This window comes from Pseudomonas sp. SWRI50 (assembly GCF_014269095.1).
GTDB lineage: Bacteria > Pseudomonadota > Gammaproteobacteria > Pseudomonadales > Pseudomonadaceae > Aquipseudomonas > Aquipseudomonas kermanshahensis.
The window spans coordinates 40,772-66,494 of the sequence record NZ_JABWRW010000009.1 but is presented as its reverse complement, the minus strand read 5'-3'; the positions used below and the strand labels follow the sequence as shown (position 1 = coordinate 66,494).

The window sequence follows — 25,723 nt, the reverse complement described above, 5'->3', positions numbered from 1 at the left end:
CTCACTGGCCGTGCGTCAGGCTGTAGATCATGCAGTGCTCGGCCGCCTTGGCAACGTAGCGGCGCACCGTCACTTCAGAGATGCCCAACTGGGTGGCGATGTGTTTGTAGGGCAGGCCATCGACCTGCGAAAGCAAGAACGCCTCACGCACCTTGGTGCCGAGCGCTGCCAGCATCGCATCGAGCTCGAACAAGGTCTGCAGCAGGGCAACACGCTGTTCTGCCGAGATGTCCAACGCTTCGGGTTGCTCGGCCAGTACCTGCAACCAGGCCCGTTCCAAGTGCACGCGGCGCAGGTGGTCGATCATCAGGCGACGGGCGATGGTGGCCAAGTAGCCCTTGGGTTCACGTACCGCTTCGAGCTTGGCCGCAGCGTCGGCGGCCGACATTACCCGAACGAACACGTCCTGGACCAGGTCCGCGGCCAGGTGGGTGCAGTTGACCCGGGGCGTCAGCCAACCGTGCAACCACTTGCTCTGCGCGCGGTAGAGCTGGGTGACTTGGGTGTTGAGGGCTACGTCCGGGGTGCTCATCCATGCCGCCTGAAAAAGTTGCAAATGTTAATGGTTCGCATTTTATGCAAACTGTTTCAGGCTTGGCAATGACCCGCGGGCCGACAGGGTTACCCCTTCAAGGGGAGGTCGCGCGTTCCACGGCCTGTGCCCCACGCGTCTTGCGCCGCCCGCCAAGGCGGGTAATGACGTGCCGGGTCAACGTATTCCAGCAGTACGTCACCAGCACGCCACCGACAAGGGCCAGGGCCACCGCGAACAACGGCTGATCGACGATGCGCCGTGCCAGCGACTGGAATTGGAAGTGCGTCAGGTAGATGAACAAGGTGGACGAGGCGATCATCGCGCCCGCTCTGGCGATCACGCCCGGCACGGGCACGGACCGGAACCAGATCAAGGCCAGCATCGCCGGCAGGGCGATATCGATGTAACGGGCAAACGCCTGCCAGCCGAGGCCGGCAACGGCCACCAGGTCGAGCTCGGCAATCAGCAGCAGCGCCACCGCACTGGCGACCGCTTTGCGCAGCGTCGTATCAGCGTAGTGAATGGCCATGCCCAGTACCATCACGGCCAGGTAATGCTGAGGTACCCGGTTGAGCAGGGCTGTGGTGTCGAACACGAAGCGGCTGAGCAGCACATCCGCCACCACCAGTGCACACGAGGCCATGATCAGGCAGCGGAACGGGTTGGCGATGATCGCCTTGCGCACACGCTTGATCGACAACACGACACCGAGGATCAGCAGCATCTGCACCAGCACTTCGATGTACCAGTAATTGAACACGCCGACCTTGTCGGGCGGGAACCAGTTGGAGATCAACAGCAGTGATTGCCAGTGGACTCGGTCGAACACCGCCTGCACCAGTACCGTGTACAGAATCGTCGGCACCGCGATGGCGGCTAGCGACTTGAGCAGCATGCGCGCATCGCCGCGCTCATCGATGGCCTTGAACTGGAACCTGGCCAGGCTGATGCCGGAGATCAGGAACAGCACCGACGTCTCGCCTGCAATGCGCCACTCGGAAAACACATTCAAATGCCCGACGACAATCAGCAAAATGGCGACCATGCGCAGGAACACCGGCACTTCCATGACCCGCATCGACCACGTGTTGGCCGGGGTGCCTGGTTCGGCCAGTTCGGCCAGGTCCTGTACCGGTATCATTTCCCAGCGATCCGGCAAGTGGCCGATCAGCGCTTCCAGCACCATCGAGGCGCGGACGAACGACAGCGAGTCGCCGCCGAGCTCCACGAAGGTGAGGCGGGCATCGATGTGCGGAGCCTGCAGTATCTGCGCCCAGGCCTCGGTCAGTTTCAACGCCAGCGGTGACAGCGCCTGCGGGGTGCTGGAGGCGCTGTCATCGAAAGCCGCAGGCAAGGCGCGCTTGTCGATTTTGCCGTTGGGCGTGAGTGGAATGCTCGGCACGAACAGGAACATCGCCGGCACCATGTAGTCCGGCAGCATGCCTGCGATGGCCTGGCGCAGTTCAGCGGTCGCTATGGGCTGATCGGCGACGCAATAGGCGACCAGCCTGACACTTGCGTTGTCATGGTTGGCCAGCACCACGCATTGCTTGATGCGCGGCTGTCGAGTGATGGCGTTTTCGATCTCCGCCAGTTCGATGCGATGGCCGCGAATTTTCACCTGGCTGTCGCCGCGCCCCAGAAAAGTGGCGCTGCCATCGGCCAGGTAAGTGCCCAGGTCGCCGGTGCGGTAGCAGCGGTCGGCCGGTGCGCCGGTGAACGGGTTTACCACGAACTTTTCCTGGGTCAGTGCCGGGTCGCCCCAATACCCCAGCGACAGGTAGGGGCTGCGGATCAGAATTTCCCCGACTTCGCCGGCTTCGACCAGGTGGTTGGCCTCGTTGACGAGCAACAGTTGCGCGCCGCCTATGCCTTTGCCCAACGGGACTTTGCTGTTGTCCGCGTGCGGGTCAAGCACGTGGAAGGCCATGGCCTGTGGCGTTTCGGTGGTGCCGTAGAAGTTCACGCTGGTGGCGTGTGGTGCAATCGCACACATCTGCTGGTACAGCGTAGGGCTGAGCGCATCGCCGCCCCAGAACAAGTAACGCAAGCGTTCGAACAGCAGCCCGTTCATCCGTGCGCCGGTTTCGATCAGTTTGCCCAAAGGCGGCGTCAGGTGGATGACGGACACGCCGTGGTCGTGTATCCACGCAGCCAGGCGCGACGGGTCGGTCAGGGTGGACTGGGCCGGGCAGAGGAGGGTGGCGCCAATCGACAGCGGCGTGAATACATCGCGGTAAACCGGGTCGTGGCCCAGGCCGGATAGCAGCGAAAAGCGGTCATCCTGGGTAAAACCATGCTGCTGCACGTGCCAGTCGACGAAGTGCACCAGCGGCGCATGATGGGTGACGATGCCCTTCGGTTCGCCAGTGCTGCCCGAGGTGAAGGTGATGTAGGCCGGCTGAGCAGGGCTCACTGCGGGCAGGGGCGCTGGCTGGCTGGCGAAGTGTTGCAGGGCATCGGCGGGGGCGTGCGGCACGTTCACGCAGTGCGCATGGCCAGGTTCGACCTCGGCGTCGCCACAGCGCAATACAAAGGCAGGTTCGAGGGTGCGGATGATCTGGCCGATACGTGCAGCCGGGTACGCGGCGTCGGCAACGGTAAAGGTCAGCCCGGCGCGCAAGGCGCCGAGCATGGCATAGACCAGCGCCGCGCCGCGATTTGCGACAATCACTACCCGATCGGCACCGATGGCGCCATTTTCGAGCAGGTACGTGGCGATGCCCTGGCTGATCTGCTCAAGTTGTCGATAGCTGCAGGTGGCTTCGTGGGCAATGATCGCGATTGCCTCGGGCGAGCGACTCGCCTGCTCCACAAAGGCCTGGAAGATCGGCCGTTCGGCACGGTACTCAAGGCTCAGCGTCGGGTTCGGGCGCAGATCCGGCATGTTGTGTGTTCGCTCCGCATGAACGGCAAGTGGCTGGCTGGATAGCACAACGCTAGTGCAGGGCAGCGAATGGCGCCAATGCGCTTGCGGTATTTGCGTGGGCGCTGAAATGTTGGGGCCGCTTTGCGGCCCATCGCGGCGCAAGGCCGCTCCCACAGGGGGATGCGTTCTGTTGTAGGAGCGGCCTTGCGCCGCGATGGGCTGCCAAGCAGCCCCTAATGCTCAGGGCTTACCGGCCACGCTCTCGCCGGGTGCCTTTTTCAGCCGATAGGCCAGGGCAGGGCGGGTCATGCCGAGCAGCCGCGCCGCTTCCGAAACGTTTTGCCGGCAGCGTGCCATGGCCTCTTGCATCAGCGCCTCCTCGACGGCATCCAGGCCGGTGCCGCTCAAAGGGCGCAGCTTTGCCATCGGGCCGTCGATCAAGTACAGCGGCGAGGGAGGGTGGTTTGTGACAGCGAAATGGTCGAAGGAAACCGAAGTGCGTAACCGCGCCCCGACAAGCCAACTCCTACAGGTACAACGCCGACTTTGAGGCTGGCGTTATTCCTGTGGGAGCAACTGTCTTGCGCAATTTCTAAAAATTGACGTGGGAGCGGGCTTGCCCCGCGAACACCGGCGAAGCCAGTGCCATGCACCTCGTAGCCCCATTCGCGGGACAAGTCGGATCGCCGCACCGCCGCTCCGGGCAGAACTGTGTAGCCTCCAAGTCTAGAGCCGCATCTGTGTGGCTTGCCTGCGATGAGGCCAGAGCAGGCAATAGATTCAGGCGACATCCACCAGCACGATCTCGCTGTCCTCGATGGCCGTCACCCGCAACACGTCCTCTTGCTCGATCGCCACCCCATCGCGCGCTTTGGCCTGCAGGCCGTTGACCTCTACCAATCCCTTGGCCGGCACCAGGTAACCACGGCGCCCGGCATCGAAGCGGTATTCGGCGCTTTCACCTGCACGCAGGGTCGCGGCCACCAGCCGGGCATCGGTGCGAATCTGCAAACTGTCTTCGTCACCTTCACGCCCGCTGGCCAGGGTCACGAAGCCTTCGCCACGCTCGCCGGTGGGGAAAGGGCGGGTACCCCAGGTCGGCGCATCGCCCACTCGCTCAGGCACTACCCAGATCTGGAAAATCCGCGTATCGACGTCCTCCAGGTTGTACTCGCTGTGCACGATGCCGGAGCCTGCACTCATCACCTGCACGTCACCCGCTTCGGTACGACCTTTGTTGCCCAGGCTGTCCTGGTGGGTGATCGCGCCTTCACGGACATAGGTGATGATTTCCATGTCACGGTGCGGGTGCGGCGGGAAACCGCTGCCGGCGGCGATCAGGTCATCGTTCCAGACCCGCAGGTTGCCCCAGTGCATGCGAGCAGGATCATAGTACTCGGCAAACGAGAAATGGTGGTGGGCATCGAGCCAGCCGTGGTTGGCGTGGCCGAGGCTTTCGAACGGTCGCAGTTGCAGCATGGTCGTGCTCCTTTAATCAGTGGAATGACGCCATGATGCGACAAAGAAAGATCGAAAATAAGCGTAAATATCGACTTATAACAATCGAATTGATAGATCTGTAAGGCTGCGAATTTTTATCCGTTTCATCGCCTAATCCACTGATCTGCAAGCATTCGCTGGTGATTTTCAGTGGATGCGGCGAACATGGCACGCTGATTTTGTATTCCATCGGAGTGACCGTGGCCCACGAGCATCCCCAGGCGCCTGCCGACCTGACCCCACCTGCCCAGTTACCCTGGTTTCGCCGCCTGGCCGCCCGCCTTTTGGGGCGGGGCCTGACCCGCTTGCAAGCCCAGCATCGCGACTCCTGGTTCCTCGGCCACGCCATAGGCCAGCGCAGTGGCCATGCCGACGGGTTGCGCGAAGGCTTCGAGCGCGGGCGTGTGGAAGGGTACGAGGCGGGGCGCCAGGTGCTGGTCATCCGCGATACCCGCCCTGACACCGCCGCCGTACCCGGCCAGGACGACAACCTCTTTGACGATTGGCGCCTGCCGTTGACCGCCGAATTGAAGAAGCGCTTCAAGGCCGATGTGGCCCAGCGCTTGCCTGCCGAGGCGCAACCCAGTGCGGCCCAGTGGAAGCTGATTTTCAGCGACACGCCGTCCACCTGTGTGGTGGCGGGGGCAGGGGCGGGCAAGTCCACCTCGCTGGTGTTGCGCATTCTGCTGCTGCGCCATTACCTGGGCTACGAGCTGGACGCGATGACCGTGGTCACCTTCACCCGCGAATCGCGCAAAGACTTCATCAAACGCCTGCTGCAGGTGTTCGCCCTATGGCAGATCGACCTGCAGCCCGCGCTGGCCCGCGAGCTGGTGCGCACCTTCCATTCGCGCATCTTGCCGCTGGTGCGCAGCCTGCCAGGCTTTGGCCAGGTGCGCGCGTTCGAGACACTGGGCAACGAGATGCCGGCGGGCCGCGAGGCCGAAGCTGAGAGCAACCTGTTCGACCTGCGGCTGAACGATGCACAGCGCCAACAACTGAACCTCTGCTACAGCACCTTGCTGGGCGATAACCCGCGCTTTGCCGAACTCATTGGCCTGCTGCGCAGCGAAGCGTTGCAGCTCAAGCCGCTGGACCCTAACCACCCGGACGTGCAAAAGCGTGCGCAGGTGACCCAGTTGGCCGCCCAGCGCGACGAAGAGCTGTGCGATGTCATCGAAGACCTGTGGTTCGCCGCAGGCGCTTGGCCGATCAAAGGCATCGAGCCGTGCCGCGACACGGTCGAAATCCGTGGCAGCCGTTTCCATGTGCATGGCCGCCTTGAGGGGCAGGGGCCTTGGGTGGTGTTGGGTTTCGACCCCGCGGAAAGCGCCCAGTACCAGCGCCCCGGCGCCAAGCTGGCGGTGCGCGCCGAGTGGGCGGTCAAGCGCACCCTGCTGCAGGCCTTCTGCGACAAACCGCTGATCTGGCTGGACAACTACGCCGCCGCGCGGCGCTTGGCTGCCTCCCTGGCCGGTGATGCGGTGGCTGGCCCCGGCTTCGAGTACAAGGTCAAGGGCGAACTGGCCCCGGCACCGCTGCTCGATGCCTTTGTCGGTGCCGCCAACTTCATCGAGAACCTGGGGCTTGACGTGAACAGCGCCGTGGCGGCGATGAGCTTCCCGGCAGGCGACAGCGACGGCCTGTTCTTCGAAGCTTTGGCGCTGTACTGGAAGGCCCTGGAGGCGCACCTGCTGGACCAGTCGCCGCCGGTGATGAGCTACAACCGCATGTTTGCCCTGTTTGGCGAGAACAACCCGGAAAATCTGCAACTGCTGCCCGACCCATTGCTCAGGCCCCTGGCGCATTTGATGATCGATGAGTTCCAGGACGTTTCGCCGCAAATCGTCAGTTGGCTGCGTGCCTGCCTTGCCGAGATCCGCCGGCGTGGGCCGTCGATGCACACCGGCCGTAATGCCCAGCATTCGTCGCTGTTGTGCGTGGGTGACGACTGGCAATCGATCTATGGCTGGCGCGGCAGTTCGCCGAAGTACTTCATGGAATTCACCAAGGCCTTTGTGTCACCGGCCAACACGCGGGTGATGATGGTCGAGAACTACCGGTGCCAGCAGCAGGTCATCGATGCGGCGGAATTTCTGGTCAAAGGCACGCCCGCGATCACCGGCAAGAAGGCCCGCGCCAGTGGCCCGGCAGCCGAGTTGCCGGGCTCGCCGGTCAAGGTGTTCGACCGCGACGAGGCCGCGCTGGGCGAGACCCTGATCGAGCATTATCAACGGGGCGAGACGGTGATGATGCTGTACCGCAAGGGCAGCGATAAAGCCCTGATGAACGACCACTTGCAGGCCGTGCTGCACGCCGAGGCAGCACTGCCGGCAGAGCAACGCCGGCTGCGGCAGTTGACCTACCACAGCGCCAAAGGCTTGCAGGCCGATGCGGTGTTCATGCTTGGTGACTGCCAGTACCTGACCAGCTCGCCTTACAAGAACCAGGTCTATCGCCTGGCCGGCCTGGGTAAGGCCGGTGATGCCCAGGCATTCGATACCGCGCAGAAGGAAGAAGTACAGCGCTTGGCCTATGTTGCGGTCACGCGTGCGGTCAGGCACTGCTACTGGCACGTGGAAGCGGCCAACAGCGAAGCGCCGGCGGCGCCGCGTGCCTCGAGCCAGGTAGATGGCCGGCAGGCCTTCTTCGAAGACCTGCGTGGCCAATGAGTGCTGCTTAACCGCCCAGGGTTTGCGCCTGTCGGGTGAGGCTGGCCAGCAGGCCCGCTTCCACCGCTTGCTGTTCAGCGGTCAATGCACGCATGGCGCGGTCGAACTGCCCATCGTTGAGTGGCACGCGGTGAAGGTTGCCTTGCTCGTCCACGGGCGACGCTGGCAGGGCTTCGATCAACGCACGTATCACCGAACTGTCCAGACGGGTAACGGCTTCCTGGGTCTCATCCAGGCAGTAGAAGAGGTAGTCGTGGCCCTGTCGCCAGAAGTCGGTGAGCAACGTGAACTGCGCGGCATACTCGCGCTTTAGGTAGCTTACCCACCCGGGCTGTTCGATAAGCCATTGCAGCCGGGCATTGGTGTCGGCGTCCAGGGCGAGTACGGCGGCCTCGACCCTGTCGATGATGACCTGGTTGACTTGGGCCGTGTCACGGTAGCGCATGCCGTGGCTAGGCTCGGGGAAGCCCAGCGGCACGGCCAGGGATTGGCGCAAGGCCAGGCGAAGCTCGATATCGTCCACCAGGCCGTTTTGCAATTCGCCGTCGGGAAACGCTGCGGGGTCATCAAGCACATCGTGAGGCGGCAGTGCTTCGTCGAATTCATGGTTTTGCAGCGCCTGTTTGCGTAGCGACCGGCGGACACTGATGCGGTCAGCCAACTGGTTGACCTGATCGCGCCGGTACAGCTTCCGATACAGCGCCAGCAACTCGCCAGGGCGAGTACCGGCGCCGCCCGCCGCCTCGTAAGCCAGCACTTCGATCTCCAGGGCACTGAAGGCGTCGGCCCCGGCATCCCCGCAGGTGGGCGGGAAGTCTTGGGCCACCGTGTTCAGGCGTTCGCGCAGCGCACTGTCCCCAGCCGCTTTTTCCAGCAACGCCCAGACACGGTTGCGCAGGCTCTGCGCATCGCGCTGTGCTTCAGCGGATTGGCTCAGGCGTTCCAGAACACCTTGCAGGTCGTTGTTCTCCCCCTGCTCGAACAGATCGCGCCACAGTTGCTCTTGGGCGTCGCTCGCCGGGTTGCGCCACAGCGCTTGCCACTCGGGCATCGCCCCCGCGTGTTCAAAAACGTTGACGCCGCTGTCACCCAGGCGTGTACGTGTTTCGGCCTCCAGGTTGTTGTAGTTGAACAGCCAGCGGCGTTCAGGCAAACGCGCTGAGACATCACGGGCAAACGGTGTACGTAGTACCCCAGGCAGGTCGGGCACGTTGCGGATGCGATTGTAAGACAGGTCAAGGTAGCGCAGCCGATACTGTGGCTGGCTCATCAGGGTGGTCAGGCCTTCGGGCCATTGCTGCAAGTCGCAGCGGTGCAGGTTGAGGTGGCTGAGGCGGGCCATGAAGCGCAGGTCGGGGGCGACTTGTAGCGGGTTGAAATCCAGGTGTAACACCTGAGGGTGGACCATGTCCTGGAAGCGTGCGGCAAGCCTTTGATCCAAGGTGATGTGGTTGTCCCCAAGGCCCAGTGCGTCCAGGCGCAGGCGGGTCAGAAATTGCAAACTGGCGTCATCCAGTTCCAGAAAATTACTGCGCAAATTGAGTATGCGCAGGCCCGGCATCGCGCCAATGGCTTGCCGAGCCGCAGGCGTGAGAGCCCGCAGGGCATTGCCGGTCAGGTTCAGATCGCGCAGCCGGGGGGCGGACCGCAGCGCCTCGAACAAGGCTTCGGCATTCATGTGCGGATTGTTGGTCACGTCCAATGCCTGCAGGTGAGGGAAGTTGGCCAGGAAAGCGCCTTCCAGGCGCTCCAGGCGCAAGCCGTCGAGCCTCAATTCATGAATATGCGGCATGGCGGCAGTCAGGGTTGGCAGCTCGCGCAAGCGAATACGCTCCAGCCATAACAGGTTGCGTTGTTCACCGCCCTCACGGCGGCAGGCGCTCATCAGGCGCTCGGCGCATTGCTGGCGGTTTCGGCGGTCTTCCAAGTCGTGCGCGTTCTCGATCCAGCGGCCCAGATCACGGTCCAGGCTGCGCTGCTCAGCTTCCAAGCGGTTGATCGTTGTGCCCAGGTCGCCGGCCTCTGCCAGCTCGGATTGCAATGCGCTGATTTGCGCAGTATCGAGTTCTGGATATAGCGCCCGCAAACGACGCGCTGCCGCCCCTGTTTGACCACGGCCACTGAGCGGGTAACCGAGCCTGCCATTGGCCAGGCGCATGGGCGAGCGGAACCCCGGTTTGATCGGTTGCTGACCCAGCAGGGCGGCACAGTGCTGCCGATCGGCAAGCGCGATCTCGAACCGTTCGGCCGCAGTGGCCAATGGGTGTTCGGCGTGCAAGGCCTGTTGCAATCGTTCACTGTCTGCATTGGCCAGGCTGTGCCGGTACAGCCCGATGAGGGCTCGGTCCAGCCTGGCGCGAGCTTGCAGCAATCGGGCTTCTTCGCCGATGCGCAGGGGCACTCGGCCTGCGGCCAGGCGCTGACGTTCAATGCTGTTGGCATGGTCGAGGATTTCGTCGAGGGCGCTGTCCGGCAGGCCTGGGAACTGGCGGGCAAGGGCCTGCGCTGCTGGGCTCTGCGGTTGACGATGGCCTTGCTGCAAACTGTCGAATATCGCCCCGCGGCGGTTGGCCAGATGCTCAGCAAGCGTGTCGTTCAGTACCGAGGCGCGTTGAGCGTGCGGGGTATCGCCAAGCATCGATTGCACCGTGGGCTCATCCATCTGCGCCAACACCGTCTGGCTCAGTGCGCCACTGTCGAGGTCGGCGCGGGTGATCTCGATCTCAATCTGCCCCGGTGAGACGGGCGGCCCGTAGCGCACTGCCTTGCCCCACGGCTCTGGGCCTTCGAAGACTTTGAGCACGTTATCCTGCGGCCACTTCGGCAGGTTGAGCAGTTCGGGCAGGGCATAGTTTTTGTGGGCCGCGAGCGGTAGGCCGTGGCGTACGTGTTCTATGAGAGTGCCCACTTCGTTGTCCAGTTGCAGGCGCAGCAGCGTGTCGACCAGCAATGCTGGGGGGCGTACGCCAGCAGCATGGGCACGGCGCAGGCTGGCCGTGTCGGTGCCGGTGCTGCGTAGGGCGGTGAGTAATTGCGCATCGTCCAGCCCGTGGCTGCGATGGCCGAGACGGCGCAGCAGCTGTATGTCGTCCCATTCGTGAGTATGTTCATGGGCCAGCTGCCAGCGGCCGTCGCCGATCGGCCGCACGTGCGGCGCATAAGCCTGAGGGGAGTCGGGGTGACGCACGCGCCAGTGCTGTTCAGGGTCTTGGAACACTTCATACAGGGTGCCCTCCAGCGCCACGTAGGCCTTACCCTGGTGTTGGTGAAGCCCGAGTGCATCGGGCTTTGCACCTTCGGCAAGCACCACACTGCTGGCATACGGCGCCATGTTTGGGTGCCACAGCAGTTCGCGGTCTTCCTGCCACACTGCCTTCAGCGCATCGACGAAACCGGACGCCTGGATGACCTTGGCGCCGGCGGCGAACCCGGCGAGCACTGCGGCATTGATGGCCAACGATTGCACCTGCTGCAGCGCCTGCGCGGTGTCGCCTTCCTCCCAGGCTTCGAAACCGGTGAACACCGAACTCATCAGGTCATAGGCAAATACCCCGAGCATGGCGGTGTTCAACCCTGGGACGAAGAACGCGGCGACGTTGAGTACGTTCATGCCCAGTTCGAACCAGTGTTGCAGGCGCGCGTTACGTGCTTTGGCGTCAACTTCGGCGGTGGGCACAGCGATGGTTTTGGCGTCGGCCTTCATGCGTGCCAGGTGCGCTCTGTACAGCGTCGGCCAGGGCGCATTGCCCAAGGGCGAAGGGGTAACGTGCAAAAGCGGATTGCTGCGCAGCCTGCGGTTGCCGGCCGCATCCACCTCGAACAGCGCGTGCTCCAGTTTGGCCGTCAGTTCCACTTGCCGGTCTTTATAGGCGAACTGCAGCAACGCACGGCGGAATTCGCTGCGCTGCAACCGGTGCCGCAGGTGCTGCCCGACCGCCTGGACCGAAGCAAACTCGCGCACCGAGTGCACGCTGTCGTCCGGGATGTAGAGGATGCAAGGGTTGCTCTGATTTGGGGCATCAGGCCCGATAAGCAGGATTTCGTGCAGAGGAATATCGAACAGGCTGAAACGCCAGCACTGCAGCCTGTGCTCACCATAGGTCGGTGCGGTGACATTGCTGCACAGTTGCATCAGCGCGGTGCGCCCGCGTTCGCTCAGCAGGCCCTTGAGCCAGGCAACCTGCGCCTGCACCCGCAAGCACTCGCGGCTCGCCTGAATCGACAAGCGCTCGACTTCCAGCCGGTTCGCGCCTTCATGGGTAGACTTAAGGTGGCCTTGGTACTGTTGGCCCAGGTCCAGCGCCCGGCACTGCTGAACGAAACTGGCCATGGTCAGGCCCTGCAAGGGTGACTCATCGCCGGCGCCGCGGGTCAGCCGGCTATAGGCACCGACTTCCGTGAGGCCCTCGAAGTTGTGCAGGGCGGCTTCCAACAAGCTGCGCGGTTGCGGCGCGCCGACGGGGCGGGTAGCGAGCACGTCTATCGGCTGCTCCGGTACCAACGGGTATTGTGGGTCGGGCACGCCGACCCATGGGTTGCCGATGGGCTCGAAGGGCTGGAACACATACTGTGCCTGGTCCACCGCCACGTTCAGGCCTAGGCGCTCGGTCAGCAGCGGTCGGCAGAATTCGATGATGCCTTTGAAGCCGGGCAATGCCTGGCGGAGCTGGGCGAGGCAGGTGTCACGGGTCTCGACAAGCAGTCGCAGTTGCTGGCGCTGCTCGGGTTCGGCGCTGGCGTACCAGCTGTAAGGCGTGCCATCGGCCGCCAGGTAATCCTTGCGTACCCGCTGCACGACGCGTTCGGCATGGCCGGGGTGCAGGGCTTTGCTCCATAGCGGCAGCGTGCGCGTGATCTGCGCGTGATGTAAGGGTGGAGTGCTTGTCATGGTACCGACCTCTTGAGCAGGGAGGCGGTAGTCGACCCTCATCCGTGTGCCGGGGTGCGGTAGATAATTGCCGGCAGCGGTCGGTCTCGCGCATGTACGGGTCGGTGAGGGGCCAACAGTGCAGGTGCATCTGCGAGAGGGTGGGGTAGGCCATGGCGGCCGGTTTGCAGCCAAGGGGAGCTTCTATGCGTTCGCTGTGCGGTCCCAAGGATCATTTGCTTGACCTCGACGGTATTGAAATAGCGGTACGCACTTGGGGGCCGGAAGACGGTATCCCGGTGCTGGCCTTGCATGGGTGGCTGGACAACGCCGCCTCGTTCGATCGGCTCGGGCCGTTGCTCGACGGCTGTTTCGTGGTGGCGCCGGACTTGGTCGGCCATGGCCGCTCCAGCCATCGGCGCCACGACAGCGGCTATTACCTCTGGGAGCATGCCGAGGATATGCTGGCGGTGGTTGACAGCCTGGGCCTGGCGCACTTCCATGTGCTGGCCCACGGTATGGGCAGCGGCATCGCCTCGTTGCTTGCCGCCCTGTCCAGCGGCATTTCCAGCATGACCTTCCTCGATGGCATGGGCGCGCCGTTCACGGTCGCGGAGGATGACCGCGTGCAGCATCTGGCGCGCTCCTACCGGCTTAAACGGATGGTCCAGCGCAGCCAGCTACAGGGTTTTGGCGAACCCGACGCGAGCCGCTTCGACACGATTGAAGCGGCCTTGCAGCAGCGCCGCCAGCGCCTGGACGGCGAGCTGTCGGAGGACGCTGCGCGGTTGCTGGCCCGTCGTGACCTGCTGCAGGTAGGCGACGGCTATTGCTGGCGCCACGATCCACGCTTGGTGCTGCCCGAACCCATGCCGTTGACCGAGCGCGAAGCCTGTGACCTGCTCAGCCAGATCCAATGCCCGCTGTACCTGTTGTTCGGCCGACAAGGGGCCTTTAGCGGCAATGCGTACGCCCAGCGTGAAGCGGCTTTGCCTGGCCATGCGCGGGTTTCATGGCACCCTGGCGGGCACCATTTCCACCTTGAGGCACCGGACCGGGCGTTGGTCGATCAGTTGCTGCGGCTGCTGGCACGTCATGAAGGTGGCCAGTTACAGCGCTTGGTCAATGAGTAGCGAGCACGCCGAATAGTGGGCTATGGTGGCGTCTGACCTGCGCACACGCCACAAGGAGTCCCCGGCATGCGACCGTTCGCCATCAAGCACATCGACCACCTCGTCCTGCGGGTCAGCGACCTGCCACGCAGCCTCGCCTTTTATGTGGACGTGCTGGGCTGCACGGTCAGCAAGGTGCGTGAAGACCTGGGCATGGTCCACCTGGCGACGGGCACTGCCATGATCGACCTGGTCACGCTGGACGGTGTGCTGGGGCAGCCGGGTGGCGCCGCGCCGGGCGCAGAGGGGCGTAACCTGCATCATTTGTGCCTGCGTATCGAGCCCTTCGATGAGCCGGCATTGGCCGCTTACCTGCGCGCTGCGGGTGTAACGGTGGAGCCTGCCGAGAACCGCTACGGCGCCGAAGGCGAAGGGCCGTCGTTGTACTGCTTCGACCCCGATGGCAACCAGGTCGAGCTCAAAGGGCCGGTGCTGGAGGCGTCATGACGGGTTTGCAGACGCACGAGCACTGGATCGCCACGACTTAAGGCACGCTGTTCGCCCAAGAGTGGTCGCCGTTGCAGGCGCAGGGTGCCCCCATCATTCGCGGACCATAATGACGAGTTCGGCTCCCAGTCTCACCCCGAGCGCCTTGTCGCGCTTACGTCGGGCCTCGGCGTGTTGCGGCTGATACCGGGCTGTGGGCATGTGCCACACCGGAAACAGGCTGATGGGGTGTTGGCAGAAATCGGGCGCTTTCTGCGGTAAATTCCAGCTCAGAGGTTGTGGGCCCCATTACAGCCGCTTCCCTTTGCCTGATCTTCAATAATGTACACAGTGCGCATCTGCGCCGTTCGTTCAAGCGCTCCCCCGGCACTTGCCTAAACACTGGCGGCTCCAACTTTCCTGGAGTCGCTCATGCGTACCCTCTATGCCCCGGTCTTTTTGTTCGGTTTCATCAGCGCCGCACTCTGGCTCGTCGCCAGTCATGCCAGCCCCTTATGGTTGCTCCTGCTGCTGGCCGCTGCTGTCGGGCTCTCCTTCACCTGTGAACGGTTGTTCCCGTACAAGGCAGCCTGGAACCAACCTCAAGGCGAGGGCAGCCGAGATCTTTGCCATGCCCTAGTCAACGAATGCCTCAACATCGGCAGTGTGGCGACCATTCCGTTGCTGGCCGGTTGGCTACCGATGACGGGCCTGTGGCCTGCGCAGTGGCCGCTTGCGTTGCAGTTGCTGCTGGCCATCGCCGTGGCCGACCTGGGGATTACCTTGGTGCACTACGCCAGCCACCGCAGCCCATTGCTCTGGCGTTTGCATGCGGTGCACCACAGTGTCACCCGTCTGTATGGTTTCAATGGCTTGATGAAACACCCCCTGCACCAACTGCTTGAAGCCCTGGCGGGCACGCTGCCGTTGTTGTTGGTCGGCCTGCCTTGGGACGTGGCTTTGTTGCTGGCTTTCAGCGTGTCTATCCAATTGCTGCTGCAGCACAGCAATGTGGACATGCGCATCGGCTGGCTGCGCCATGTGTTCGCCTGGGCGCCAGTGCATCGGCTGCACCACTTGAAGTATGGCAGCGCCGGCGACGTCAACTTCGCGCTGTTCTTCCCGCTGTGGGATCGCCTGCTCGGTACGGCCCTGTACCTGCCGGGCTATGCGCTGGCGGACGATGACATGGGCATTGGCGACCGCCCCGATTACCCGCAGGCCTATCTCGCTCAATTGCGTGAGCCGTGGGCCGAAGGCGACGCCCACCCGCCGGCGGTACTGCCTGCGGCACTGCGCACGGCGTTAGGCGAGCGGTCGTAAGCGCATTTGGCGCAGTGCGGTGCTGGGGCTGAGCCCGAACTGGCGGCGGACGCTACGCGCGAAGTGCGCAGAGTCGGCAAACCCCGCAGCCAGTGCGGCGTCTGTGAGGCTGACGCCGCTTAGTGCCAGGCGCAACGCCACGCGCAGGCGCTGCCACAGCACCAGTCGACGGACCGACAATTTCAGTGCGCCGCTGAACAGCCGCTCCAGTTGGCTGATCGATAAGGCCGCGGTATTTGCCAGCTCACGTGCCGAAAGCGCCTGTTCGTCCAGGGCACGCACACGTTGCAGCGCTTTCGCCAGGCGAGGGTCCAGGGCCCGGCGCGGCCATTGCCGCAGGCATTCGGCCAGGCGCTGAGGGTTGTTATCGGCTTGCCGGCAAGCCTGGCCAAGGTCGGCCAGGTCGAAGGCAAGTGGCTCGGCGAAGAGCGTCAGGCAAGGCACGCCCTGGCTGATGATCGCATGCGGTTGCTGCGAAGGGATCATGACGAGCGCGCCGCTGTGGTACTGATCGCCAAGCTGTACCTCGACCTCGCCGTCGAGGGCGACCAGCACCTGATGGGCATAGTGGACATGGCTGTCGGTAGTGCCGAGGGTACTCACCAGCAGGCAATGATCACTGCCCAGCCAGATCTCGCCTTGCCAGCCTGTTGTCCGTTCGCTCATGCATCCCCCTGTGGCCGCTCGCCATCAAGCGAGTGGATATCCCAGCAAAGCCGATTATGCTTCAGATACCTTGCTGCGATTCGAGGCGGCCTGCCTCGTCGTGCTTCGCGCAACCAATGCAAGCCCTAGGGCCTGGGTGCGACGGTGAAATGGGTGTGAGGTACTCCGGCCTGCGATAACGACAAGACGGAGGCAACCGATGGCGGTTCTCGACAGCGCATCCACGGGCAGTAGCGCGCCCCAACGCGGTATCACCCGGGAGGAGCGCAAGGTCATCTTCGCATCATCCTTGGGCACGGTGTTCGAATGGTACGACTTTTACCTGTACGGCTCACTGGCCGCGATCATCGCCAAGCACTTCTTTGCCGGCGTCAATGAAACCACCTCGTTCATCTTCGCCCTCTTGGCGTTTGCCGCAGGCTTTGCCGTGCGGCCGTTCGGGGCCATTGTGTTCGGCCGCCTCGGTGACTTGATCGGGCGCAAGCACACCTTCCTGATCACCATCGTCATCATGGGCCTGTCTACCGCGCTGGTCGGGCTGTTGCCCAGCTATGCCTCGATTGGCGTGGCGGCGCCGGTCATCCTGATCAGCCTGCGCCTGCTGCAGGGCCTGGCACTGGGCGGGGAATACGGGGGCGCGGCGACCTATGTGGCCGAACATGCACCCAAGGGCCGGCGTGGCTTCTTTACCGCCTGGATCCAGACCACCGCGACCCTGGGGCTGTTCCTGTCGCTGCTGGTGATCCTGGCCTGCCGCACGGCCATGGGCACCGAGGCGTTCGAGGCGTGGGGCTGGCGCATTCCGTTCTTGCTGTCGATCCTGCTGTTGGCTATTTCGGTGTACATCCGCATGCAGCTCAACGAGTCGCCGGTGTTCTTGAAGATGAAGGCCGAGGGCAAGGCGTCCAAGGCGCCGTTGACCGAGTCGTTCGCCCGTTGGGAAAACCTCAAGGTGGTGATCATGTCGCTGCTTGGCGGCACCGCCGGCCAGGCGGTGGTGTGGTACACCGGGCAGTTCTATGCGCTGTTCTTCCTGTTGCAGACGCTCAAGATCGACCCGCAGACTGCCAACTTGCTCATCGCAGGTTCGCTGCTGATCGGCACGCCGTTCTTCATCATCTTTGGCAGCCTGTCGGACCGCATCGGCCGCAAGAAGATCATCATGGCCGGTTGCATCATCGCCGCGCTGACCTACTTCCCGATCTTCAAAGCCCTGACCGAGTACGGCAACCCGGACGTGTTCGTCGCCCAGGAGCAGAACCCGATCGTGGTGGTGGCTGACCCTGGCCAGTGCGCGTTCCAGTTCGACCCGGTGGGCAAGGCCAAATTCACCAGCTCCTGCGACATCGCCAAGAGCCTGCTGGCCAAGCGGGCGATCCCGTATTCCAACGAGAAGGCCGAGCCCGGCAGCGTGGCGCAGATCCGTATTGGCGAGCGGGTTATCCCGAGCTTTGATGGCCGCAGCCTGGCCGCAGCCGACCTCAAGACGCAGAGCGATGCTTTTACCGCCACCCTCGTCGGGGCGCTGAAGGAGGCGGGCTACCCCGAGAAGGCTGACCCGGCGAAGATTCACTACCCGATGGTGCTGTTGCTGCTGACCATCCTGGTGATCTACGTGACCATGGTCTATGGGCCGATTGCGGCCTGGCTGGTCGAGCTGTTCCCGGCGCGCATCCGCTACACCTCGATGTCGTTGCCGTACCACATTGGCAACGGTTGGTTCGGCGGCTTCCTGCCGACCGTGGCGTTTGCCATGGTGGCGGCGACCGGGGATATCTACTACGGCTTGTGGTACCCGATCGTGATTGCGCTGATGACGGCGGTGCTGGGGATCTTCTTCATGCCGGAGACCAAGGACCGCGATATCAGCCACACCCGAGTCAGGCCATGAAACCCGTGTAGGAGCAGCCTTGTGCTGCGAAGAGGCCGGTGATAACAACGAAGATCTTCGCTGCTATCCCCGGCCTCTTCGCAGCACAAGGCTGCGCCTACCGAAGCGTGCATGACCTGCCTCAGTCAAAATACCCTTGTAGGGTAAAGGCGTACCCGGTATCCACCCCGGTGGCTTCCCCGCGGCTCCAGCGCTTCTTCAACACGAACTCGAACGCCGGCTCGTACAACCCGTCCCGCACCACCGCACCGCCGAGCACCTCCACGTCATACCAGCCGTTGTCCAGCTCGATGATCGGCCGCCCAGGCGCCTGGTAGCGTGCCAATAGATCACCGAGGGCCTTGTTGGTGAAGTGCTGCAGGATGCGCCAGGTGTACAGCATCAACGCGCGGTGCTCAACGCGCAGTACGTAGCCGGAACGCTGATGCTTCAGGCGGCTACCCGGCTCGCGCAGGGCAGGGGTGTGGCCATCGAGGGTGAAGATGATCCGGTAGGGCAGGTTATCGATGCCGGCAATGGGCAGTACCACACCTTCGCGCACCGCCTTGTCACCGCTGTCGTCATGGGTGAATGCGTGGGCCAAGTCGTCCGCCAAATCGTTCTCTTGCTTAAAACGCTCGAGCAACTGAATGTCGCCGACCAGGAAGTAATCGATCAGGTCGTTGAGGACCTCACTGAATTCGTGGCGCATTTGTTTTCCTTGTTGGCTGCGCAAGTAAGCAAAGGCAACTATAGCGGAGGGCGGGCCACGCGTGCCCGCCAGGCGGGGGTGACCGCTAGTGTTTCTGTGCGATCTGGATCAGGTTGCCGCAGGTGTCGTCGAACACGGCCACGGTCACTGGCCCTGCGGCGGTTGGCGGTTGAGTGAACTGCACGCCGGCCGCGCACAGACGGGTGTATTCAGCCTGGATGTCGCGCACGCCGAACGAGGTGACGGGGATGCCGTCCTGCTTGAGCGCAGCCTTGTACACTTTGGCCGCAGGGTGGGCATCAGGCTCCAGCAGCAGCTCGACGCCGTTTGGCTCGTGGGGTGAGGTGAGGGTAAGCCAGCGGTGCCGGCCCAGGGGGATGTCATGTTTGGGCATGAAACCGAGCACGTAGTGATAGAAAGCCAAGGCCTTGGCCTGGTCGTCGACAAGAATACTGGTGACAACGATCTTCATAGGCGCACACCGTTTTTTGGGACTTGTCCACTTTCATTAAAGACCTTTTGGGCAGCGCCGGGGTTCATTTCAGTGTGCAGGGGCTGGGGCATTTCCCGGTGGGTATGGGCGCAAGCAGGTTGTAGCTTGAATGGGCAGTTCACATAAACCGGAGAAATGACCATGCAAGATGAACCGAAGAACGAATCGCCATCCCTTGATCACCTCGAGCACGTGGAGGAAGTGGTAACTCAGAAAACCGTATCGTGGCGTACCCGAGGTGCAGCCCCTGTAGTCGGCGCGCCTTGTGCACCAGGCTACAAGCGCGTCGGTGACGAGTGCGTGTTAGCGAACATTCCCTTTGAGTGAGCCGCGTAACGGGGGGCGCATGGCGCCCCCCACTAAAAAACATGCTCAAGCCATAGGTAAATCCTTCATCACCCAATCCCCCGGCAGCCAGGCGCCACGTTAAAGTGACAGGCAAAATACCAGCGCGCCCAGGCGGCGCCGGAGAGGTGCCTGTGGCTTCTTATACCTTGCGACAACTCAAGTATTTCGTCACCACCGTGGAGGCCGGTAGCGTCGCCGAGGCCTCGCGCCAGCTGTACATCGCCCAGCCGTCGATTTCTACGGCCATCAAGAGCCTGGAAGAAAGCTTTGGCGTGCAGCTGTTCATCCGCCACCACGCCCAAGGTGTGTCGCTGACGCCCAGCGGCAAGCGCTTCTACGCCAAGACCAAATCGCTGCTGCAGATGGCCCATGAGTTCGAGCAGAACGCCTTGGCCGACAACGACACCGTGGCTGGGCAAATCGACATCGGCTGTTTCGAGACAGTGGCGCCACTGTACCTGCCGCGCCTGATCGCCGGCTTTCGCGAACGCTACCCAGGCGTCGACATCCGCCTGCGCGATGGCGAGCAGCAGGACCTGATCCAGGGCCTGACCGCCGGCACCTTCGACCTGGCGTTTCTCTACGACCACGACTTGGACGGCACCATCGAGGCCGAGCCGCTGATGCCGCCGCAAAAACCCTATGTACTGTTGCCCGAAAAGCACCGCTTTGCCGGGCAAAGCCAAGTCTCGCTGCGCGATCTCTGCCCCGAGCCGATGATTTTGCTGGACGTGGCGCCCAGCCGGACCTACTTCGTCAGCTTGTTCAACGAAATGGGCCTGACCCCGAACATCGTCTTCAGCTCACCGTCGATCGAGATGGTGCGCGGGATGGTGGGGCAGGGGTTCGGTTTTTCGCTGTTGGTGACCCGTCCACATTCGGAATGCACCTATGACGGGCAGCGCTTGGCGATGGTCGATATCGCCGAACCTGTGGCGCTGTCGGGGCTGGCGGCAGCCCGCTTGAAGCGGGTTCAGTTGACCAAACCGGCACAACTGTTCGTCGAGTTTTGCCGGGAAGAACTGGCCAAGTTCTAATGCCTGCCGTCGGCCTGACCTTGGTGCATCAAACGTTCAAGGGTTGACCTGGTACCCACGCCCTTGCAGGCAACCGCTGTACGCGCTGGCATGGGCCGAGCTCTGTGCTTCGCCCTGGGTACGCCGGTCCTGGCGGCGATCCTGGCGCTGGCGCATGCCCCCCACTGCCGCACCGGCAGCGGCGGTTTCACCGGCGCGGTTTTGCCGGTATTGCTGCTTGGCATCGTCACTGGCCCGGTCATACAGCTCTTCATGCTGATTGCCGCGGACTTGCGCACCCACGGCACCTGCAGCTGCGCCGGCTGCCGCGCCGCGCACCCGGCCACCGACGTGGGCATCGCTGGATGTCGAGGCGCTGTTCGCGGCATTGGTGGCGACGGTATTGCAATCATTGATGTCCAGTTGCATCTGCTGGCTGCTCTGGCCTTTCAGCGGTACCACTGACTGCGCCTGGGCGGCAGGTGCTGTGCACAGCAGCACCAGCAGGTAACTCCATGAGAGCGAACGCATGGCACACCTCCTGTGGGCGTGAACCCCCTCTCACAGGATAGTCCGCCTGGGCGGATTTTCAGCAGGGGTTGCGCAGCCCCTTGAGCATCAGTTCCATGGCGTCCAGGGCCTGCTCAAGCCGTTGGCCTTGGCCCTCTTCTTCGGCAATCCAGAATGCCGTTTCTGCCAGGCCCCCGCAGATAAGCGACGCCAACGCCTGTGGATTGGCCTGGGCGACCACGCCCTGCGCCATCAACTGCTCCAGCATGCTGCGCAGCGAGGCGACGCAGTGCAGCTGCGCTTGCGGGGTAGGGGCACCCAATACGGCACGCCCATCGCGCAACACGATGCGCTGAATCTCCGGCTCGCGGGCCATTTCCAGGTAGGCGCGGCAGCGGTTGCGAAAGCCCTCCCAGGGGTCGCTGGCCGTGTCAGAGATCGCATGCAGTCGCGCGTCCATTTCTGCGTCGATTTGCGCGATAACGGCGGCCAAAAGGCCCTTCTTGTCGCCGAAGTGATGATAAAGGGCGCCACGGGTGAGGTTGGCCTGGGCCGTCAGGTCGTCCATCGATGTCTCACCATAGCCACGTTCGCTGAAAACCTGGCGTGCAGTCTCCAGCAGGGTGGCTCGGGTCTGTTCCATGTCGGCGCGGGTACGTCTGACCATTGGGGCTCCTGAAAGTACGGCTTTACATTCAGTGCGTATGATAATAGGGTTTTAATCATACGGCTTGTATGTAAGCCGCTTTTTTCGATACGGAGAGTTGATCATGCTCAACCCCTACCGCCAGCTGTTCCAGGCAAAAGGCACGGCCGGGTTCGCCTTGGCAGGCCTGGTGGCACGTTTGCCTTTGCCGATGACGGGCATCGGCATCATCACCCTGCTCTCGCAGCTACGCGGTAGCTATGCCCTGGCGGGGGCCGTGGCAGCGACGTTTGTATTGACCTATGCGCTGATGTCGCCGCAGGTTTCCCGCTTGGTCGACCGGCACGGGCAGCGCCGTGTGCTGCCCGCCGCTGCAGGCTTGTGTGTAATGGGCCTGCTGGTGCTGATGGCCTGTACTTGGTGGCAAGCGCCCGATTGGGGGCTGTTCGTCGGGGCCGCGTTGGCAGGCTTCATGCCGAGCATGTCGGCGATGGTCCGTGCGCGCTGGACGGCGCTGTACCGGGGCACGCCGCAGTTGCAGGTGGCGTATTCCCTGGAGACGGTGCTCGACGAGGTCACGTTCATTGCTGGGCCACCGGTGTCGGTGGGGCTCTGCGTGGGCGTGCTGCCACAGGCCGGGCCATTGGTCGCGGCGCTGCTGTTGGCGATCGGGGTGTTCGCCTTGGTCGCTCAAACCGGCAGCGAACCGCCCGTGGATGCAGACGCGAGAGCATCGAAAGGCCAGGGCTCGGTGTTGCAGCACTGGGATGTTCGGCTGCTGGCGTTGCTGATGGTGGCCATGGGCGTGATCGTCGGCAGCGTCGACATCGTCAGCGTGGCCTTTGCCGAACAGGCCGGCATGCCGGCAGCGGCCAGCGTGGTATTGGCGTGCTATGCCGTCGGTTCCTGCGCTGCTGGCCTGGTATTCGGGGCCTTGAAATTGCCAACGGCCTTGCACCGGCTGCTGTTGCTCGGTGGCCTGGCGACGGCAGTGACGACTTTGCCGTTGCTGCTGGCTGACAGCGTCTTCGGGCTTGCTGCCGCCGTCTTGCTGGCGGGCCTGTTCTTTGCGCCGACGCTGATCGTGGCGATGTCACTGGTGGAGCGCAGTGTGCCCGCACAGCAGATGACCGAGGGCATGACTTGGCTGCTGGCGGGGTTGAATGTCGGTGTCGCGCTGGGGGCGTTGGCGTCAGGGCAGGTGGTCGACCTGCTGGGCGCCAAGGCGGGTTACCAAGTCGCGGTGGTCGCGGGTGTAGCGGTCGCGTTGGTGGCGCTATGCAGCTACCGACGGCTGGGCACAGTGGCCTTCGCAAGGCGAATGCCACTTGGGTGATCAGGCTGCAACCGGGCACGTTGCAAGGCCGCCCCAAGTGGCTGCAGGCGCGTATCAGTTCATGTTGCTGCCCGGCTGGACCTTGGCGCTGCTGGCGGTGTCTTGCACGCGTTCGGCCTCGTCCTGTGGCAGGTGATCGAACTCGCGCAGGCCGTTGTTGCGGTAAGGGTCACCGATCCAGCGTGGCACAACCTCAAACTGCGGGTTGACGATGCTTTTGGCAGGCTCGTACAGGTCATAGCTGAGCCCGGCCAGATCGGACAGCGTGTGAATCAGGTGCGAACTGCTGTAGGCACGGTTGGCCGTGGCCTGCAGGTCGCGCGGGTGTGCCGCTTGCCAGCTCGGTGAGGTCCACAGCAGGAACGGGATGGTGTACATCGGCCGGGTTGGGGCGCCTTCGTTGCGCCCCAGGCGGTCGTGATCGCCCGAGCTGTAAACATCCTCACCGTGGTCGGAGAGGTACAGCAAGAAGCCGTTGGGGGTGGTGGCCGAGTAGCGCTTGATCAGGCTCGACACCACGTGGTCGTTGTAGCGCACTGCGTTGTCATAGAAGTTGTAGGTTTCCACCTCGCTGGGCGAAAGCTTGGCCGGCACGCCCTGGCGATCGCTGAAATGCTGGAAGGCATTGGGGTAGCGGTAGCGGTAATCCATGTGCGTGCCCAGCAGATGGATGATGATGAACTTGTTCGGCGCAGGGTCTTGCAGGGCTTTCTCGAACGGGTCCAGCACCACTTCGTCGTACTGGCTGGCGTTCTGGTTGCGCTGGTTGTTCAGGTAGACCGGCACGTCCGTTTGCTGGGAGAAGGTGGTCAGCATGGTGTTGCGCTTGGTCATGGTCTGCTGGTTGGTGATCCAGAAGGTCTTGTAGCCTGCCTGTTTCATCAAGTTGATCAGCGACGGGTCGGTGAGGAAGCGGTCCGGGTGCTGTTCGTCACCAAAGGTCAGGATCTGCTGCATCACTTCGATGGTGTAGGGGCGTGGCGACACCACGTTGCTGAACACCGTCAGGCCCTTGTCGCTGGCGGCCAGCGCATCGAGGTTGGGCGTGGTATCGCGCGGGTAGCCGTACAGGTGCATGTGCTCGCGGGTGGTCGATTCGCCAAGCACCAGAACCAACGTGCGCGGCGCGTCACCGCTGCTGTTGCGCAGGTTCTGCAAGGGCGGCAGCGCAGCGTTCTGCGCCAGCAGTTCCTGCATGTTGTTCAACTGTTGGCGGTATTGCTTGTAGCCGACCAGCAACTGCCACGGCACGGCAGGTTCCATGCGTTGCTGAACCTTTTCGGCAGCGTCGGCAAAGTTGCGTTCCTGGGTGACCATCTGTTTGTAGAAGGGGTATACCAGGTTGGCCACCAGCAGCAGGACAACCACCGGAATGCGGCTGCGCAAGGGCAGCGTGACCGGGCGCACGCGCTTGTACAGCAGCACGGCCACCACGGTATACAGCAGCAGCGCCAGGCCCAGCCAGAGGCTGAAGTATTGGCTGAAATACTCGCCAGCCTCCGCGGTATTGGATTCGAACATCACGAAGATGACGCTTTGCGAGAACTCCTGGCGATAGATGGCGAAGTAGCTCAGCCCGACCAGCGAGGCGGCCCACAGCACCAGGCCGATGACTGCCGCGGTGGCGCGGGTAAAGCGCGGCAGCAGCAGTACAGGGGCCAGCCACAGGCTGCTGAGAAACAGCGCATCGCGAAAGCCGGCAAAGCCGGTGGTGCCACTGAACAGCAGCAGCGCCTGGGTAACGCCGGAGAAATACCAGAAGAACAGCAGGAGCCAGCCCAGGCCGGCCCAGTCCACGCCTTTGCGCGTGGGGATTTTTTTAATAGCTGACACGTATGCCTCGTAGAACCTTGGCAGCCACCCAATGTGCGCGTGGCCGGAAAGGGCGTGACGCTAATCTGAAGGTTGTGAAAATAACGTCAAGGCGCAGCGCAACGAGACGGGAGGCATGCCCGTCCGGGGCGTTTCAGGTGGGTAGCCAAGCAAGACCAGTGCAGCCCACAGGCTCAGGTTGAGCATCTGCGCGATCTTGTCGCCACCGCCGTCGGGCAACTGGGTGTTGACCTTGAGGAAGTACACACAGACGGCATAGGCCAGCCCCGACAGTACCCTATAGATGACGCCCTTCATGCCCAGCGCACTGCTCATTTCGGGCATCAGCAGCAGGTACAGCCCGATAAAGGCCAGGGTGATCGAGACGAGGAAGTTGGCCGAGGGGCGTTCCTTGAGCAGGTAAAAACCCAGGAAGGTCATGAAAAACACCTGGGTACCCGTTGAATCCAGGTGCGTGTCGCCTACGCCCAGCGCCTGTTGCGTGAAGGCCTGAGCATCGCCGATGCCGCCATCGCGTGCGGGTTCTTCGACCAGAGCCATTTGAACCGGGCATTCAAAAAGGTGGTGGGGCTGACGCCGGGCAGTTTTCGTAGCGGATATTCGCGGGTTTGATTTCTCAGGCGTAAAGGTATGATGCCTACAGCGTAACCAGACCTACAGGCGCAGTGGAACCATGAACCGTCGTAAGAAGATCAAACAGTTGATGCAGGCGCATGCCAAGAAAGCCAGTGCCAAGCTGGCGCCGAAAAGCAAGCCCAAGTACATCAGCAAAGCTGACCGGTTGAAGCTGGCAGAGGCTGCCGAAACCACAGTTGTCGAATCGCCGAGCTGATAAAACAGAATGGAACCCGGCCCGACCATCGGCCGTTATGCATTTCCCTGTAGGAGCAGCCTTGTGCTGCGAAGAGGCCGGTGACAGCTCAGTAAAT

General features: G+C 63.0%; 19 protein-coding genes and 3 pseudogenes. 10 read left to right on the top strand and 12 right to left on the bottom strand.

Going from position 1 to position 25,723, the window contains the following annotated elements; genetic code table 11:
• Position 1: 1 nt before the first annotated feature.
• The 3 genes and pseudogenes from HU750_RS12090 to HU750_RS12080 form a co-directional block, all read right to left on the bottom strand.
• Positions 2–532 (bottom strand): sigma-70 family RNA polymerase sigma factor, encoded by a 531-nt coding sequence (locus HU750_RS12090; RefSeq protein ID WP_027596201.1) that lies wholly within the window; start codon positions 530–532, stop codon positions 2–4.
• Between the two features lie 97 nt (positions 533–629).
• Complete coding sequence (locus HU750_RS12085; protein ID WP_186679803.1) at positions 630–3,422, bottom strand: amino acid adenylation domain-containing protein; 2,793 nt, start codon at positions 3,420–3,422, stop codon at positions 630–632.
• A 222-nt stretch (positions 3,423–3,644) separates the two neighbouring features.
• A pseudogene (locus HU750_RS12080) lies at positions 3,645–3,809 on the bottom strand (helix-turn-helix domain-containing protein); the annotation flags it as partial.
• A 1-nt stretch (position 3,810) separates the two neighbouring features.
• Between HU750_RS12080 and HU750_RS12075 the strand changes: the two are divergent.
• A pseudogene (locus tag HU750_RS12075) lies at positions 3,811–3,954 on the top strand (transporter); the annotation flags it as partial.
• Between the two features lie 230 nt (positions 3,955–4,184).
• On the opposite strand, the gene HU750_RS12070 reads toward HU750_RS12075, so the two are convergent.
• Positions 4,185–4,883 carry a pirin family protein gene (locus tag HU750_RS12070; protein WP_027596211.1) on the bottom strand — a complete coding sequence of 233 codons (699 nt, stop codon included), beginning with the start codon at positions 4,881–4,883 and terminating at the stop codon, positions 4,185–4,187.
• 221 nt (positions 4,884–5,104) lie between these two features.
• On the opposite strand from HU750_RS12070, the gene HU750_RS12065 reads away from it, so the two are divergent.
• Positions 5,105–7,576 (top strand): UvrD-helicase domain-containing protein, encoded by a 2,472-nt coding sequence (locus HU750_RS12065; protein WP_186680079.1) that lies wholly within the window; start codon positions 5,105–5,107, stop codon positions 7,574–7,576.
• 7 nt (positions 7,577–7,583) lie between these two features.
• On the opposite strand, the gene HU750_RS12060 is transcribed toward HU750_RS12065, so the two are convergent.
• Positions 7,584–12,464, bottom strand: a complete 4,881-nt coding sequence (locus tag HU750_RS12060) for an NEL-type E3 ubiquitin ligase domain-containing protein (RefSeq protein ID WP_186679801.1) — start codon at positions 12,462–12,464, stop codon at positions 7,584–7,586.
• Positions 12,465–12,649: 185 nt separating this feature from the next.
• Here HU750_RS12060 and HU750_RS12055 point away from each other — a divergent pair, with 185 nt between their 5' ends.
• The 3 genes from HU750_RS12055 (at position 12,650) to HU750_RS12045 (ending at position 15,364) form a co-directional block, all read left to right on the top strand.
• Positions 12,650–13,576, top strand: a complete 927-nt coding sequence (locus HU750_RS12055; RefSeq protein WP_186679798.1) for an alpha/beta fold hydrolase — start codon at positions 12,650–12,652, stop codon at positions 13,574–13,576.
• Between the two features lie 66 nt (positions 13,577–13,642).
• On the top strand, positions 13,643–14,062 hold the full coding sequence (locus tag HU750_RS12050) for a VOC family protein (protein ID WP_186679795.1): 420 nt from the start codon (positions 13,643–13,645) through the stop codon (positions 14,060–14,062).
• A 411-nt stretch (positions 14,063–14,473) separates the two neighbouring features.
• A complete protein-coding gene (locus tag HU750_RS12045) occupies positions 14,474–15,364 on the top strand; it encodes a sterol desaturase family protein (protein WP_186679792.1) in 891 nt (296 codons plus the stop codon).
• On the opposite strand, the gene HU750_RS12040 is transcribed toward HU750_RS12045, so the two are convergent.
• Positions 15,347–16,030: a helix-turn-helix domain-containing protein gene (locus tag HU750_RS12040; protein WP_186679789.1), complete on the bottom strand. Its 684-nt coding sequence runs from the start codon at positions 16,028–16,030 to the stop codon at positions 15,347–15,349. The two genes, HU750_RS12045 and HU750_RS12040, sit on opposite strands and share 18 nt — an antisense overlap.
• A 199-nt stretch (positions 16,031–16,229) precedes the next feature.
• Between HU750_RS12040 and HU750_RS12035 the strand changes: the two genes are divergently transcribed.
• Positions 16,230–17,921: an MFS transporter gene (locus tag HU750_RS12035; protein WP_186679787.1), complete on the top strand. Its 1,692-nt coding sequence runs from the start codon at positions 16,230–16,232 to the stop codon at positions 17,919–17,921.
• 121 nt (positions 17,922–18,042) lie between these two features.
• Here the strand turns inward: HU750_RS12035 and HU750_RS12030 are convergent, their stop codons facing one another.
• Complete coding sequence (locus HU750_RS12030; RefSeq protein WP_186679786.1) at positions 18,043–18,612, bottom strand: hypothetical protein; 570 nt, start codon at positions 18,610–18,612, stop codon at positions 18,043–18,045.
• Positions 18,613–18,697: 85 nt separating this feature from the next.
• Positions 18,698–19,084: a VOC family protein gene (locus tag HU750_RS12025; RefSeq protein WP_027596218.1), complete on the bottom strand. Its 387-nt coding sequence runs from the start codon at positions 19,082–19,084 to the stop codon at positions 18,698–18,700.
• 500 nt (positions 19,085–19,584) lie between these two features.
• On the opposite strand from HU750_RS12025, the gene HU750_RS12020 reads away from it, so the two are divergent.
• Positions 19,585–20,490 carry a LysR family transcriptional regulator gene (locus tag HU750_RS12020; RefSeq protein ID WP_027596219.1) on the top strand — a complete coding sequence of 302 codons (906 nt, stop codon included), beginning with the start codon at positions 19,585–19,587 and terminating at the stop codon, positions 20,488–20,490.
• 36 nt (positions 20,491–20,526) lie between these two features.
• Here HU750_RS12020 and HU750_RS12015 read toward each other — a convergent pair whose 3' ends face one another.
• Both HU750_RS12015 and HU750_RS12010 read right to left on the bottom strand, forming a co-directional pair.
• Positions 20,527–21,000, bottom strand: coding sequence for a YMGG-like glycine zipper-containing protein (locus HU750_RS12015; protein WP_186679785.1), 474 nt, complete (start codon positions 20,998–21,000; stop codon positions 20,527–20,529).
• A gap of 58 nt (positions 21,001–21,058) precedes the next feature.
• Complete coding sequence (locus HU750_RS12010; protein ID WP_027596221.1) at positions 21,059–21,646, bottom strand: TetR/AcrR family transcriptional regulator; 588 nt, start codon at positions 21,644–21,646, stop codon at positions 21,059–21,061.
• A gap of 103 nt (positions 21,647–21,749) precedes the next feature.
• Here HU750_RS12010 and HU750_RS12005 point away from each other — a divergent pair, with 103 nt between their 5' ends.
• A complete protein-coding gene (locus HU750_RS12005; RefSeq protein ID WP_186679783.1) occupies positions 21,750–22,961 on the top strand; it encodes an MFS transporter in 1,212 nt (403 codons plus the stop codon).
• A 54-nt stretch (positions 22,962–23,015) separates the two neighbouring features.
• Here the strand turns inward: HU750_RS12005 and HU750_RS12000 are convergent, their stop codons facing one another.
• Positions 23,016–24,794: a phosphoethanolamine transferase CptA gene (locus tag HU750_RS12000; RefSeq protein WP_346010845.1), complete on the bottom strand. Its 1,779-nt coding sequence runs from the start codon at positions 24,792–24,794 to the stop codon at positions 23,016–23,018.
• 141 nt (positions 24,795–24,935) lie between these two features.
• Positions 24,936–25,235: pseudogene (locus tag HU750_RS27420) on the bottom strand (DMT family transporter); the annotation flags it as partial.
• A gap of 9 nt (positions 25,236–25,244) precedes the next feature.
• On the opposite strand from HU750_RS27420, the gene HU750_RS11990 reads away from it, so the two are divergent.
• Positions 25,245–25,406, top strand: a complete 162-nt coding sequence (locus HU750_RS11990) for a helix-turn-helix domain-containing protein (protein ID WP_346010844.1) — start codon at positions 25,245–25,247, stop codon at positions 25,404–25,406.
• Between the two features lie 61 nt (positions 25,407–25,467).
• Positions 25,468–25,626: a DUF2986 domain-containing protein gene (locus tag HU750_RS11985; RefSeq protein WP_081717545.1), complete on the top strand. Its 159-nt coding sequence runs from the start codon at positions 25,468–25,470 to the stop codon at positions 25,624–25,626.
• Positions 25,627–25,723: the final 97 nt, after the last annotated feature.